Annotated in this window: 13 protein-coding genes; 9 read left to right on the top strand and 4 right to left on the bottom strand. The window is 65.2% G+C overall.

What is annotated here, in order from left to right:
* Window positions 1-106: 106 nt before the first annotated feature.
* A complete protein-coding gene (locus IR187_RS04875; protein ID WP_194953579.1) occupies window positions 107-958 on the bottom strand; it encodes a carbon-nitrogen hydrolase family protein in 852 nt (283 codons plus the stop codon).
* An 87-nt stretch (window positions 959-1,045) separates the two neighbouring features.
* On the opposite strand from IR187_RS04875, the gene IR187_RS04870 reads away from it, so the two are divergent.
* The gene (locus IR187_RS04870; RefSeq protein ID WP_194953578.1) at window positions 1,046-3,991 is read left to right on the top strand and encodes a M16 family metallopeptidase; all 2,946 of its coding nucleotides are present in this window, start codon (window positions 1,046-1,048) and stop codon (window positions 3,989-3,991) included.
* A gap of 135 nt (window positions 3,992-4,126) precedes the next feature.
* Here IR187_RS04870 and IR187_RS04865 read toward each other — a convergent pair whose 3' ends face one another.
* Both IR187_RS04865 and IR187_RS04860 read right to left on the bottom strand, forming a co-directional pair.
* The gene (locus IR187_RS04865; protein WP_194953577.1) at window positions 4,127-5,908 is read right to left on the bottom strand and encodes a cation:proton antiporter domain-containing protein; all 1,782 of its coding nucleotides are present in this window, start codon (window positions 5,906-5,908) and stop codon (window positions 4,127-4,129) included.
* 66 nt (window positions 5,909-5,974) lie between these two features.
* Window positions 5,975-7,189, bottom strand: coding sequence for an NADP-dependent isocitrate dehydrogenase (locus IR187_RS04860; protein WP_194953576.1), 1,215 nt, complete (start codon window positions 7,187-7,189; stop codon window positions 5,975-5,977).
* A 148-nt stretch (window positions 7,190-7,337) separates the two neighbouring features.
* On the opposite strand from IR187_RS04860, the gene IR187_RS04855 reads away from it, so the two are divergent.
* Together IR187_RS04855 and IR187_RS04850 are read left to right on the top strand one after the other, a co-directional pair.
* Window positions 7,338-8,072 carry a phosphatidylserine decarboxylase gene (locus tag IR187_RS04855; protein WP_194953575.1) on the top strand — a complete coding sequence of 245 codons (735 nt, stop codon included), beginning with the start codon at window positions 7,338-7,340 and terminating at the stop codon, window positions 8,070-8,072.
* 1 nt (window position 8,073) lies between these two features.
* A complete protein-coding gene (locus IR187_RS04850) occupies window positions 8,074-8,847 on the top strand; it encodes a CDP-alcohol phosphatidyltransferase family protein (protein WP_324187643.1) in 774 nt (257 codons plus the stop codon).
* On the opposite strand, the gene IR187_RS04845 is transcribed toward IR187_RS04850, so the two are convergent.
* Window positions 8,831-9,091, bottom strand: a complete 261-nt coding sequence (locus IR187_RS04845; protein WP_194953574.1) for a hypothetical protein — start codon at window positions 9,089-9,091, stop codon at window positions 8,831-8,833. The two genes, IR187_RS04850 and IR187_RS04845, sit on opposite strands and share 17 nt — an antisense overlap.
* 313 nt (window positions 9,092-9,404) lie before the next feature.
* On the opposite strand from IR187_RS04845, the gene rpsB reads away from it, so the two are divergent.
* The 6 genes from rpsB to IR187_RS04815 all read left to right on the top strand — a co-directional run bounded on the left by rpsB (window position 9,405) and on the right by IR187_RS04815 (window position 14,388).
* Window positions 9,405-10,271, top strand: a complete 867-nt coding sequence (gene rpsB, locus IR187_RS04840; protein WP_194953573.1) for a 30S ribosomal protein S2 — start codon at window positions 9,405-9,407, stop codon at window positions 10,269-10,271.
* A gap of 133 nt (window positions 10,272-10,404) precedes the next feature.
* A complete protein-coding gene (gene tsf, locus IR187_RS04835) occupies window positions 10,405-11,331 on the top strand; it encodes a translation elongation factor Ts (protein WP_194953572.1) in 927 nt (308 codons plus the stop codon).
* 275 nt (window positions 11,332-11,606) lie between these two features.
* Window positions 11,607-12,338, top strand: coding sequence for a UMP kinase (pyrH, locus tag IR187_RS04830; RefSeq protein WP_058802469.1), 732 nt, complete (start codon window positions 11,607-11,609; stop codon window positions 12,336-12,338).
* A 13-nt stretch (window positions 12,339-12,351) separates the two neighbouring features.
* Window positions 12,352-12,906, top strand: a complete 555-nt coding sequence (gene frr / locus IR187_RS04825) for a ribosome recycling factor (RefSeq protein ID WP_194953571.1) — start codon at window positions 12,352-12,354, stop codon at window positions 12,904-12,906.
* A gap of 117 nt (window positions 12,907-13,023) precedes the next feature.
* Entirely contained in the window at window positions 13,024-13,710 is a 687-nt protein-coding gene (uppS, locus tag IR187_RS04820; protein ID WP_194953570.1) for a polyprenyl diphosphate synthase, read from the top strand.
* 3 nt (window positions 13,711-13,713) lie between these two features.
* Window positions 13,714-14,388: a phosphatidate cytidylyltransferase gene (locus IR187_RS04815; RefSeq protein ID WP_194953569.1), complete on the top strand. Its 675-nt coding sequence runs from the start codon at window positions 13,714-13,716 to the stop codon at window positions 14,386-14,388.
* Window position 14,389 lies beyond the last annotated feature (1 nt).

The raw sequence follows: 14,389 nt of genomic DNA, 5'->3' as shown, positions 1-14,389 counted from the left end.
TAACAAAAATGCAACGCGGGGCGAGCCCGACTCCGGGAGGCGCCCCTCGACAGGCTCGGGGCTACGGTGACGTTTGAACGGGACAAACGTCTAAAGCGACATCTCGCTAAAGCGAAATACGGCGGTTCCGCCGCGACCGGTCCAGCGCGATCGCCTGCCTCGCGCGATCGACCGCGGCGCCATCGACCGGCGCCAGCAGAACCCGATATCGTGAATCGCCGTCGCTCTGCCCGCCATCGGCGAGCACCGCGCCCCAGGGATCGACTGCGATGCTGTGGCCATATGTCGCGCGGCCGTCGGCATGATCGCCGCTTTGTGCTGCGGCCAGGAGAAAGCAGCCGGTTTCAATCGCCCGCGCGCGCATCAACACGTGCCAGTGCGCCTCGCCGGTCGAAACGGTGAAGGCGGCCGGAATGGCAAGCACCGTGGCGCCATCGTCGACCAGTCTGCGGTAAAGTTCGGGAAAACGTACATCGTAACAGATGCTGAGACCCAGTCGCCCGACCGGCGTATCGACCACCGACACCGCGTCACCGCCGGCATAGGCTGCCGACTCGGTCCAGTTCTCGCCCGACGGCAGAGTGACGTCGAACATGTGAATCTTGTCGTACCGCGCCCGGATGCTGCCGTCGGCGGCGATGACGTGGCTGCGGTTGACGCGCCGGGTGCCGTCGTCGGCCAGCAGCGGCATCGAGCCCGAGTGAATCCACAAACCGTGGTGTTGAGCCATTTGCTGCAACGCGCGGGGCCACGGGCTGTCCTCCTCGCGCGCGATATGCGCTGCCGACCGGCTGCGGTCGCGGTCGAGCAGCAGCGACATTTCGGGGAGGAACGCCATGACAGCGCCGGCAGCGGCAGCGTCCGCCAAGGCGCGGTCGATGGTGGCCAGATTGGCGTCGGGGTCGATGCCGCTGGTCATCTGCACCAGCGCGGCGGTCGGAACGATAGTGTCGGTCATGTCCGATCGCTACGACGCCGGAAGTTTCGCGACAAGCGCGACGATAGTTCAGTGGCCAGCAAGGTCCGCAGGCGATAAGGTCGCATGATGGTCCAATTCTCCCTGCGTCCGACGCTCCGTTTCTCCCGGTCCCTTGTTGCTGCCAGCGCCGCTGCCTTGTTGTCGCTGGCGCCGATTGCCGCCCACGCCAGGGATGCGAGCCCGGCCGGTACTACCGCGCGCAAGGCGCCGTCCAGCGACTGGCTCTATGCCGGCAGCGACATTCCGCGCGACACGGCGTGGCAGTTCGGGGTGCTCCCGAACGGGGTGCGCTATGCGGTCCGCAACAATGGCGTACCCCCCGGGCAGGTGTCGATCCGGGTACGCATGGATGTCGGTTCGATGTTCGAGAAAGAGGACGAGCGCGGTTTTGCGCATTTGCTCGAACACCTGACCTTTCGCGGATCCGAACATATCCCCGACGGCGAAGCGAAGCGGATCTGGCAGCGGTTCGGTGTGACCTTTGGCAGCGATTCGAACGCGCAGACGACACCGACGCAGACGGTGTACCAGCTCGACTTGCCCAGCATCACGCCGGCGAACCTCGACGAAAGCATGAAGCTGCTTTCGGGGATGATTCGCGAGCCGCGGATATCCGAACTTGCGGTGGCGGCCGAACGCGGGGTCGTGATGTCCGAATTGCGCGAATCGGACGGACCGCAAAAGCGGATCGCCGACGCGACCAACGCGCATCTGTTTGCCGGCCAGCTGCTTGGCGACCGTTCGCCGATCGGGACGATCGCCTCGCTGGGCAAGGCCAGTGCAAGCTCGGTCGCGGCGTTCCACAAACGCTGGTATCGACCCGAACGGGCGGTCGTCGTGATCGTCGGCGACGCGGAACCTGCCGAACTCGCGGGGCTGGTCGCCAAATATTATGGCGACTGGCGCGCGGACGGTCCGCCGCCGATCGCCCCCGACTTCGGCAAGCCGGATCCGAAAGCGCCCGCGGCGCTCGAAATCGTCGAACCCAACCAGCCGCTGGCGCTGACCCTGGCGATGGTGCGTCCGTGGCAAAAACGCATCGACACGGTGGCCAACACCCGCCGCCTCTATCTCGAATATATTGCCCAGGCGCTGGTCAACCGGCGCCTTGAAAACCGCGCGCGCAGTGGCGGCAGCTATCTGGTTGCAACCGTCGAACAACAATATGTCAGCCGCAGCGCCGACGTGACGATGGCGTCGATTATTCCCTTGAGCGACTGGCAAGCCGCGCTCGCCGATGTGCGCGGGGTGATCGCCGATGCCGTGACCAACCCGCCATCGCAAGCCGACATCGACCGCGAAGCGAACGAGATCGAGGCGTTCCTGCGCAAGGAACTGGAAAATGCCCGTAACGAGCCGGGCGCGCGGCTTGCCGACGACCTGGTTCGCGCGGTCGATATTCACGAGGTGGTGACCAGCCCGCAGGGGCAGGTCGATATGTTCCGCGCGATCCGCACCGCGGCGACCCCGAAAGCGATGCTGGACATCAGCAGGGCCATTTTCTCGGCCCCCGTGACCCGCGTGGCGCTGACCACGCCGACGCCGGCGGGGGGCAATGCCGCGGTGCTGGCGGCGCTCAAGGCGCCGGTCACGGCCCGCGACGACCGGCTTGCCGCGGTGCAGGCCGATTTCAAACAATTGCCGGCGTTCGGCGCACCGGGGTCGATCGTGTCGACCAGCCCGCTGCCCGGTCTGCGCGCCGAACGGATCGAGTTCGCCAACGGCGTCACGGCGTTGGTGTCGAACAACAAGATCGAACCCGGCAAGGTTCGCGTCAATGTGCGCTTCGGCTCGGGCAACCGCAGCGTGGCCGCCGATGCCCCCAATCTGCTGTGGACGGGCGCCTATGCGCTGGTTGCGAGCGGCATCGGGCCGTGGGGACAGAATGCGATCGACCAGTTGACCAATGGCCGCCAGATCCAGCTCAATTTCTCGATTGACGACGACGCCTTTGAACTGGCGGCAGAAAGCAAACCGGCCGACCTTGCCGACCAGATGCGGCTGATCACCGGCAAGCTGGCGATGCCGCGCTGGGACAGCGCGCCGGTCGAGCGACTGCGCGTCGGCTTTTTGACCGGCTATGACCTTAACGACGCGACACCGAACGCGGTGCTCGACCGTAATTTGCGCGGCTGGGTGACGGGGGATGACGCGCGTTGGGCGGCACCCGACCGGGCGCAGATCGAGGCTTTGACCCCTGCCGCCTTCCGCGCCTTCTGGGAACCGCGCCTCGCCAGCGGGCCGATCGAGGTTCAGATTTTCGGCGATCTCGAATCGGTCGATTACCGCCGCATCCTGGCCGAAACCGTTGGCGCGCTCGCGCCGCGGCCGCCGCTGGCGCCCCCCGGTGGCCAGCGCGTCGGTTTCGCGGATCCGACGCCGACGCCGATGGTCGCCTATCACCGCGGTGCGCAGGGGCAGGCGGCGGCGATGACCGCCTGGCCGACCGGCGGCGGGCTGGCCAATCCCCGCGACCAGCGCGGTCTGGAGGTGCTCGCCGCGATTTTCAACGATCGCCTGTTCGACCGGCTGCGCGCCGAACAGGGCGCGAGCTATGGCCCGGTCGTTGACAGTCATTGGCCGACCGGTTTCGACAGCGGCGGCTATCTCCTCGTCGGCAGCCTGCTCGCGCCACAGGATATCGACCGCTTTTATGGGATCGCCCGCGATATCGCGGCGGACCTGGTGGCGCAGCCGGTCAGCGCCGACGAGCTGGCGCGCAATGCTGTCCCGATCCGTGAACAGGTCGCGCGGGCGTCGACGGGCAATGTCTATTGGATGTTCCTGCTCGAGGGTGCGACACGCGATCCGCGCGTGACAGCCGCGGCGCTGACGATTCAGGACGATATATCGGCGGTCACCGCGGGCGATGTCCAGCGGCTGGCACAGCAATATTTGACCTCCGGCCGCCAATGGTCGGTGGCGGTGCTGCCAAAGGGGATGACGCTGGCCGAGGCATCGGCGCTGGGCGCGGCGGCTGCGCCGACGGCAGCGACGGCTGGCGGGCGTTAACGCATGACGACTTTAGATTAACCCATCGTCGTCATTGCGAGCGAAGCGAAGCAATCCAGAGCGGTTTACGCCTGCTCTGGATTGCCGCGTCGCTTCGCTCCTCGCAATGACGATACCGATAAAAGTCGTCACGCGCTAAGCCGCTTCCCCGCCCGCGGCCGGACCGCGCACCTTGCGGATGCGTGGCTCGCGATCCAGCTCGCCTTTGGTCATGATGTCGCGGCGCATTTTGGCACGAACGTCGTGGATCGAAGCGATGACCGGCCCCATTGCGACGCCCAGGTCGATCAGCACCGCCTCGGCCAGTTGCAGCGAGCTTTCGAGCGTTTCGGGCACGGCGTCGGTGGCACCCGCCTGATACAGCGCCGCAGCATGGTCGGCGTCGCGGGCGCGGCTGATGATCGGCAGGGCGGGGAATTTCTGGCGCAGCTGTTTCGTCATCCGCAATTGCTGCACGGGGTCGTCCATTGTCAGCACAATCGCATCGGCGCTTTCGATCCCCAGCTTGTCCAGGCTGCCTTGACGCGCGACATCGGCAAAGCGCACCTTAAAGCCGTCACGCCGCGCCGCCGCCACCGAATCGATGTCGGCATCGACCGCGATATAGGGGCGGCCATGTTCGCGCAGCAATTCGGCCACCGTCCGTCCGACGCGCCCGAAACCGACGACGACGGTGCGTGCGGCCACCGTTTCGTCATCGGGCATCTCGCCGCTGCGCATCTCGATCCGCCGCGCGACGTCGTGGCCGACGCGCGCCAGCAGCGGCGTGATGGTCAGCCCGATCGCGGTGACCAATTGCCAGAAACTGGCGGTCGCCGCGTCAATCAGCCCGGCGGTCAGGGCGGCGGTGAGCACGATCAGCGTGGTTTCCGACGGGCTGGCCATCAACAGGCCGACTTCTGCGGCGGTGCCGCGCCGCGCGCCGGCAAAGCGCAACAGCATCGCGGTGACGATGGTCTTGACGGTGACAACCCCGACCACCGCGGCGATCAGCAACGGCCATTGCTGCGCGATGCTTTTCAGATCCAGTCCCATGCCGACGCTGATCAGGAACACCCCCAGCGCCAGCCCCTTGAACGGCGCGGTAATCGCCTCGACCTCGCCATGATATTCGGTTTCCGCGATCATCAGGCCGGCGAGCAAAGCCCCGACGATCGGCGACAGGCCGACCGCCGCGGTGGCCAGCGCAGCGACGATGACGACCAGCAGGCTGGCGGCCAGAAACAGCTCGGGATTCTTGGCGCGCGCCGCCTGGGCGAATATCCGGGGCAGCAGGAACCAGCCCGCCACCGCGAGCACTGCGACCACGAGCGCGCCCTGCCACAATGTGGTCAGCAGCAATTCGGTACTGTCGCCCGCCGGATTGGGCGCAAAGGCGCCGAGGACAAAGATGATCGGGACGATCGCCAGATCTTCGAACAACAGCATCGACAGCGACGCGCGCCCCACCGCCGATTTGGTGCCGACCATCGACAGCACCAGTGCGGTCGACGACAGCGCCAGCGCGATCCCCAGCCCGAACGCGGCGGGAGTGGACAAATCGCCGAGCAACCACAGCCCGCCGCCCAAAATGCCGCCGCCCAGCGTCAGTTCCGCCGCGCCGACCCCGAACACCAGCTTGCGCAATTGCCACAATCGCCGGAAAGACAGTTCCAGCCCGATCGAAAACAAGAGCAGGATGATGCCGAATTCGGCGAACAAAGCGATGTCGTCGGTCGACCCGATCGTGACATGCTCCAGCCACGGATAATCGCCGGTCAGCGATCCCAGTCCCGACGGGCCGACGAGCAGGCCGACCAGGATGAAGCCGATGATCGGGGGCAGGCGAAAGCGCGCAAAGGCGGGAATCACGATGCCCGCCGCGCCCAGCACGACCAGCGCGTTGCCGATCGCCGATGTTTCCGTTTCCGATACCATAGGGGCCGACCTTATGCAGGCCGGCCCCGATTGGCTAGAGAGCTATCCCAACCTTTTTGGTTGTTTTCAGCTACCCATCTTGGCGTCAAGATTCTCCACGATCGCCTCGAAGAAGCCCTCGGTGGTCAGCCAGTTCTGATCGGGACCGATCAGCAGCGCCAGGTCCTTGGTCATCTTGCCGCTTTCGACCGTCGCGACGCACACCTTTTCCAGATCGTCGGCGAACTTGATCAGCGCGTCGTTGCCGTCCAGCTTGCCGCGATGCTTCAGCCCGCCGGTCCACGCAAAGATCGACGCGATCGGGTTGGTCGAGGTCGCCTTGCCCTGCTGGTGCATGCGGTAGTGGCGGGTGACGGTGCCGTGCGCCGCTTCGGATTCGACGGTCTGGCCGTCGGGGGTCATCAGCACGCTGGTCATCAGGCCGAGCGAGCCGAAACCCTGCGCCACGGTGTCCGACTGGACGTCGCCGTCGTAATTCTTGCACGCCCACACGAATTTGCCCGACCATTTCAGCGCCGACGCGACCATGTCGTCGATCAGGCGATGTTCGTAAACGATGCCCAGTGCGTCGAACTTCGCCTTGAATTCGGCGTTGAAAACTTCCTCGAACAGATCCTTGAAGCGTCCGTCATAGGCTTTCAGGATCGTGTTCTTGGTCGACAGATACACCGGCCATTCGCGGGCGAGGCCATAGTTCAGGCTGGCGCGTGCAAAGTCGCGGATCGAATCGTCGAGGTTGTACATGCCCATCGCGACGCCCGACGAGGGGAACTGGAACACTTCCTCGTCGATGACGGTACCGTCCTCGCCTTCGAACACCAGGCGCAGCTTGCCGGGGCCGGGGATGCGGAAATCGGTCGCCTTATACTGGTCGCCGAACGCATGGCGGCCGACGACGATCGGGTCGGTCCAACCGGGGACGAGCCGCGGCACGTTGCGCATCACGATCGGTTCGCGGAACACCACGCCGCCCAGGATGTTGCGGATCGTGCCGTTCGGCGACTTCCACATTTTCTTCAGGCCAAACTCCTCGACGCGCGCTTCGTCGGGGGTGATCGTCGCGCATTTGACGCCGACGCCATATTTCTTGATCGCGTTCGCGGCCTCGACGGTGATCTTATCGTCGGTGCGGTCGCGTTCCTCGATGCCGAGGTCGTAATAATGCAGATCGATGTCGAGATAAGGCAGGATCAACCGTTCGCGGATCCATTGCCAGATGATCCGGGTCATTTCGTCGCCGTCGAGTTCGACGACCGGGTTGGCTACCTTGATCTTGCCCATGCTGCTGCCTTTGTCCTTGGGGAGTCGAAGTTGAGGCGGCCTTAGGCAAAGCCGCGCGATTGTTCAATGGTCGTGGTGGACGCGATCCGGAACCCGGGGCGTGCCTTATCCATTGTCAGTATCAGGCGCGCACCCTAGAAGAACGGCCATGTCCAACATCATCTCTTCCAACCGCCCCGGCGGCGGTATCAAATGGCAATGGCCCTCGATCCATCCCGAGGGCCGCAAATTCCTGCTCATCGCCGGCATCGTCACCCTGTGTTTCTGGCTCCTTGGCTGGGGGATCGTCGGCTGGCTGATGTTCGGCGTCACTTTGTGGGTCGGCGCCTTCTTCCGCGATCCGGTGCGTGTTACCCCGACCGGCAGCGATGTCGTCATTGCGCCCGCCGACGGCTTGATTACCCAGATTGCCGAAGTGCCGCCGCCGCCCGAGATCGCCGGCGCCGACGGGTTGGGCGATGCGCCGATGCTGCGCGTGTCGATTTTCATGAGCGTTTTTGACGTGCATATCAACCGCACGCCGGTAGCAGGAACGCTGCGCAAGCTGGTGTATATCCCCGGAAAATTTCTCAACGCCGATCTCGACAAGGCGAGCGAGGAGAATGAACGGCAGCATTTCGTCGTCGAGCGCGCTGACGGCGTCCGTATCGGCTTTACCCAGATCGCGGGGCTTGTTGCGCGGCGGATCATGCCTTTCGTATCGATGGGCGCTGCGCTCACGACCGGCCAGCGCGTCGGCCTCATCCGTTTCGGCAGCCGCGTCGACGTCTATCTGCCCGCCGGGACATCGCCGCAGGTCTTGCTCGGTCAGCGCACGCTGGCCGGCGAAACGGTGATTGCGCGCATCGGGCAGGCTGCGGTTATCGACGGCATCGGGCAATAGGGTGGCGGACGAGCATCCGCTTCCTGCCGACGCCGCCGGACGCCGGATCGGCGGTATCGGCCTGCGTGCTTTCGCCCCCAATGCGATCACCGTGCTCGCGCTGTGCTTCGGGCTCACCGGAGTGCGCTTCGCGATCGGCGGACAGTTCGAGCTTGCCATCGCAGCGGTGATCTTTGCCGGGGTGCTCGACGGCATGGACGGGCGCATCGCCAGGCTGCTGCGCGCGCAGAGCAAATTCGGCGCCGAACTTGATTCGCTCTCCGATGTGATCGCCTTTGGCGTCGCCCCGGCGATGATCCTCTTCCTCTGGTCGCTGACCAATGCTCCCAAATTCGGCTGGACCGCCGCGCTGGCGCTGGCGGTCTGCTGCGCGCTCCGCCTCGCGCGCTTCAATTCGCGCATGGACGCCGATTTCCAGCCGCATAAATCGGCAGGCTTCAACACCGGCATTCCGGCGCCCGCCGGGGCGGGAATGGCATTTGTCCCGGTCTATCTGTGGTTCGTCACCGGCAACGATCTGTTTCGCGAATGGTATGTCGTGATGCCCTGGGCGCTCGCCATCGCGATGTTGATGATCTCGGCAATCCCCACCCACAGCTGGGCGTCGATCCGGCTGCGCCGTTCGTGGCGCCTGTTCGCGCTGGCGGGGGTCGGGTTGCTTGGCGCGGCGCTGGTCACCGTGCCCTGGCTGACGCTGCTGGCGGTCTGTGCCGTCTATGCCGCGACGCTGCCGTTCGGCCTTGCCAGCTACGCAAAGGTCAGGCGGCGCGGCTGAGTTGTGGCTGACTACGCTGGGCACGGGCGACGATCGCACGCGCGATATGGCGACGCGGTGGCGACGGGCGGAGTTTGATGGTCGTGGCAGGTCCGGGCTGCGGCGCGCCATCGTCCGCAAAAGCACCTTCGCCCAGCAACGCGGACAGGATGGCCGTCTCGTTCGATTTGAGCATTACCAAAATCACGGTAATGCCCAACCCGGCGGCAAGAGCGAAAAGGAGTGCGGCTGCGACCTGAACCATGATCTGTCCTTCCGGTTTTCGTTAACGAAACCTTGATCCTCGCCAAAGGACGGTTTCGCTTGGCTCTTGGTTGCATGTTCCCGTTTTGTTCTCAACTGTTTTGCGACGAAGCGATGAATTTTATCGCCGGGTTGATCCGGCATATCGCATTATAGCCCGGTTGAATTAGGCGCACGACGCTTGCATTTGCCGGCCAACGCCGCTAACGGGCCGCCCATTCCACATGGAAGGCGCACATAAACCGGTGCCGGGATCATCCGCTTGCGGACCCTGGTTCTTGCTTTCCAGAGGACCAACCGGAAGGAGAAAGACCATGGCGGCACCTGTCGTCACGATGCAGAATCTTATCGAGGCTGGCGCCCACTTCGGCCACCAGACCCACCGCTGGAACCCGCGCATGAAGCCGTATATCTTCGGCGCGCGCAACGGCATCCACATTCTCGACCTGTCGCAGACCGTGCCGCTTTTTGCGCGCGCGCTCGACTTCATCGCCTCGACGTCGGCCGCCGGCGGCAAGGTGCTGTTCGTCGGCACCAAGCGCCAGGCGCAGGGACCGATCGCCGACGCCGCCCGCGCCTCGGGCCAGCATTTCGTCAACCACCGCTGGCTGGGCGGCATGCTCACCAACTGGAAGACGATCTCGAACTCGATCAAGCGTTTGAAGACGCTTGAGGAACAGCTGTCGGGCGACACCTCGGGCCTCACCAAGAAGGAAGTGCTCAACCGCACCCGCGAACGCGACAAGCTTGAAATGTCGCTCGGCGGCATCCGCGACATGGGCGGCATTCCCGACGTGATGTTCGTGATCGACGCGAACAAGGAAGAGCTGGCGATCAAGGAAGCCAATGTTCTTGGCATCCCCGTCGTTGCGATCCTCGATTCGAACGTCTCGCCCGACGGCATCGCCTTCCCGGTTCCGGCGAACGATGACGCGGCGCGCGCCATCCGTCTCTACTGCGATGCGGTCGCCCAGGCGGCAACGCGTGGCGGCCAGCAGGCCCGCGCCGACCGCGGCGAGGATCTGGGCGCGGCGGTCGAGCCCGTCGCTGAACCGGCGCTGGTTGAAGACGCTGCTCCGGTTGCCGACGAAGCGCCGGCTGCCGAAGCGGCGCCCGTGACCGAGGACGAACAGGTTCCCGCCGAAGCGGCTGCCGAAACCGAACGTCAGAGCGACGCATAAGCGCACTCGCATGACGGGACGGCGCGGCGCTCCGTTCGCGCCGTCCCGGTCATCACTTTGACTTATCCCGCCGCCATGCGCGCGGCGGACCGCGGGCCGCAAAGTGCCCGCCCCTTTTGGAAAGGAACAACCCATGGCTGAAATCACGGCCGCTCTCGTCAAGGAACTGCGCGACCGCACCGGCGCCGGCATGATGGACTGCAAAAAGGCGCTCGCCGAAAATAACGGCGACATCGAAGCGTCGATCGACTGGCTGCGCACCAAGGGTCTCGCCGCCGCCGCCAAAAAGGCCGGCCGCGTTGCCGCCGAAGGTCTGGTCGGCGTTGCCACCGACGGCACCCGCGGTGCGATGGTCGAAGTCAACAGCGAAACCGACTTCGTCGCCAAGAACGAGCAGTTCCAGGGCTTCGTCCGCGACGTCACCAATGTCGCGCTCGCGGGCAGCATCACCGACATCGACGCGCTCGCCGCGGCCGCCTATCCGACCGGTGGTACCGTCGGCGAGGCGCTGACCCAGAATATCGCGACGATCGGTGAAAACCAGTCGCTGCGCCGTTCGGCGGTCATGTCGGTGAATTCGGGCGTCGTCACCGCCTATGTCCACAACGCTGCGGCGCCGGGCATGGGCAAGATCGGCGTGCTCGTCGCGCTCGAATCGACCGCCGGTGCCGACGTCCTCGAACCGCTCGGCAAGCAGCTCGCGATGCACGTCGCCGCCGCGAACCCGCTGGCGCTGAACGGCGACGACCTCGACGCCGACCTCGTCGCGCGCGAACGCGCGATCGCCGAGGAAAAGGCTGCGCAGTCGGGCAAGCCCGCCGACATCGTGTCGAAGATGGTCGACGGTACGATCGCGAAATTCCGCAAGGAAAACGCGCTGCTGTCGCAGCTCTTCGTGATGGACGGCAAGACCCCGGTCGCCGAAGTCGTCGCCGCTGCCGGCAAGGACGTTGGTGCGACGATCACGCTCAAGGGTTTCACCCGCTTCCAGCTCGGCGAAGGCATCGAGAAGGAAGAAAGCGATTTCGCGGCGGAAGTCGCAGCGGTCGCCGGCGTTTAAGTATAGTTTCCTCCCTGCCGCGGAGCGGTGGGGAGGTGGCAGCGCCCTTCGACTGCCTTGCAGGCGCTCAGGATAAACTGCGCCTTTGGCGCAGCGCTGACGGAGGGGCATTGGCGCAACGTCGCTGCCCCTCCACCATCCGCTTCGCGGACGGTCCCCCTCCCCATGACTTCGTCACAGGGAGGATCGCGCCGCAGTCCGCTTGGCAATGGCGCGCGCCTTCACTAGGGTGCGCGCCATTCGCGTATCTAATCCCCAAAGAGGTTCCTCCCGACATGGCTCTACCCGGCATGAAACGCATCTTGCTGAAACTGTCGGGCGAGGCGCTGATGGGCTCGACCCCCTTTGGCATCGACCCCGAAACGGTCGCCAGCATGGCCGCCGAGGTCAAGGAAGCGAAGGACCGCGGTCTTGAAATTTGCCTCGTCATCGGCGGCGGTAACATCTTCCGCGGCATGGCAGGCGCCGCCAAGGGCATGGACCGCGCGCAGGCCGACTATATGGGCATGCTGGCCACCGTGATGAACGCGCTGGCGATGCAGAACGCGCTCGAACAGCTTGGCGTCCAGACGCGCGTCCAGTCGGCGATCGAGATGGACAAGGTCTGCGAGCCGGTGATCCGCCGTCGCGCCGAACGCCACCTCGAAAAAGGCCGTGTGGTGATCTTCGCCGCGGGCGTCGGCGCGCCTTATTTCACCACCGACAGCGGCGCCGCGCTCCGCGCTGCCGAAATGAAGTGCGACGCGCTCTTGAAGGGCACGAGTGTCGACGGCGTCTACAACGCCGACCCCAAGAAGGACCCCAAGGCGGTCCGCTATGACACGCTCGGCTATGACCGCGTGCTCGCCGACAATCTGAAAGTGATGGACGCCAGCGCGGTGGCGCTGTGCCGCGACAACCATATCCCGATCGTGGTGTTCAACATTCGCGAACCCGGAAATCTGGCGCGCGTACTGGCGGGCGAGGGTGTTTCGACCGTCGTCAGCGACGCCGCCGGAAACGCATAAGAGAGGAAAGACGATGGCGAAATATGACAAGGCCGATCTCGAACGCCGGATGCACGGCGCGGTCGAATCGCTGAAAAGCGACCTCGCGGGCCTGCGCACCGGCCGTGCGCACACCGCGCTGCTCGATCCCGTGACCGTCGAAGTCTATGGCAGCCACATGCCGCTGAACCAGGTCGCCTCGGTCAGCGCCCCCGAACCGCGGATGCTGTCGGTGCAGGTGTGGGACAAGGCGAACGTCGGCCCGGTCGACAAGGCGATCCGCTCGGCCGGGCTTGGTCTCAACCCGATCGTCGACGGCCAGATGCTGCGCCTGCCGATCCCCGAAATGACGCAGGAGCGCCGCAAGGAGCTGTCGAAGCTCGCCGGCCAATATGCCGAAAAGGCGCGCGTCGCGGTGCGCAACGTCCGCCGCGACGGCATGGACAATCTGAAGGCTGACGAGAACAAGAAGGAAATCAGCGAGGACGAGCGCAAGCGCCACGAGACCGAGGTGCAGAAGCTGACCGACGCGACGATCGCCGAAATCGATGCCGCTGCGACCGCGAAGGAAAAGGAAATCCTGGGCTAGTGCTTTTGGGTTCCGCCCTCTCTTCCGTTCGTGTCGAGCGAAGTCGAGACACGCTGCGTTCGCGCTCGACCTCGCGTGTCTCGACTTCGCTCGACACGAACGGGGTTTGAGGTTGTTGTGACGACAGCGAACCACGGCGCGCGCCATGTCGCCATCATCATGGACGGCAACGGCCGCTGGGCGAAGAAGCGCATGTTGCCGCGCATCGCTGGTCACAAGGCGGGGGTCGAGGCGGTACGCACGATCGTGCGCGCGGCGGGCGACCTTGGCATCGAGGCGATGACGCTCTACGCCTTCAGCTCCGAAAACTGGAAACGGCCCGAGGAGGAGGTCAACGACCTGATGGGGTTGATGAAGCGCTTCATCCTCTCCGACCTCGACGAATTTGCCGCCAATGATGTGAAACTGAAGGTCATCGGCAATTGGCGCGCGCTCGCGCCCGATGTCGTCGCGCTGATCGACAATGCGCTCGAACGCACCTCCGGCAACAAGCGCACGACGCTGGCGGTTGCGCTGAACTATGGCGCGCAGGACGAGCTGGTCCGCGCCGCCACCGCCGCCGCGGCGCAGGGTCCGATCACCGAGGCAACGCTCGCCGCGCATCTCGACACCGCCGACATGCCGCCGCTCGACCTGCTCATCCGCACCTCGGGCGAGGTGCGGCTGTCGAATTTCCTGCTCTGGCAGTCGGCCTATGCCGAGCTTTATTTCACCGACATTTTGTGGCCGGATTTCAAGCCGGCCGATCTGAAAACCGCGCTCGACCATTTCGCGCGGCGCGATCGCCGATATGGGGGACTATAAAGCATGACGTCGGGCAAATCGGACCTTTGGGTACGGATCGGGTCTGCGATCATCCTGTTCGTGATCGCGGGCACCGCGCTGTGGTTCGGCGGATTGGCATTCGGCCTGCTGCTGCTCGTCGGCGGCGCGCTCGTCCTCGTCGAATGGTTTCAGCTCGTAAAGCGGATGACGATCGGCGGCGGCGCAAAAACCGCACTCAACACCCTCGGCCCGCTGCTTGTTCTCGGCGCCATCGCGGGGCTGTGGTTCATCCGCGACCAGCTCGGCATGACCGCGGCGCTCTGGGTGTTCGGCATGGTGTGGGCGACCGATATCGGCGCCTATTTTGCGGGCCGTGCTTTTGGCGGCGCGCGCCTCGCCCCTAAAATCAGCCCGTCGAAGACCTGGTCGGGCCTGATCGGCGGCATGATCGCGGCGCTGATCGCCAGCGCGACGATCGGCGACCGCGCGGGCATTATCGGCGTGCCGCTGTGGATCGGCTTGTTCATGGGGCTGCTCGCACAGCTTGGCGACCTTGCGCAAAGCTGGATGAAGCGCCGCGCCGCGGTCAAGGATTCGGGCAAGCTGATCCCCGGCCATGGCGGCCTGTTCGACCGTGTCGACGGGGTGATTCCGGTCGCGTTGCTGCTTGGCGGTCTGTCCATCGCGGGCCAGCTCGGCGTGCGGGTCGCGGGCTGAC

Origin of the sequence: Sphingopyxis solisilvae (assembly GCF_015475875.1) — a bacterium.
Classification (GTDB): Bacteria; Pseudomonadota; Alphaproteobacteria; order Sphingomonadales; family Sphingomonadaceae; genus Sphingopyxis; species Sphingopyxis solisilvae.
This window is presented reverse-complemented; position numbering and strand designations above follow the sequence as displayed.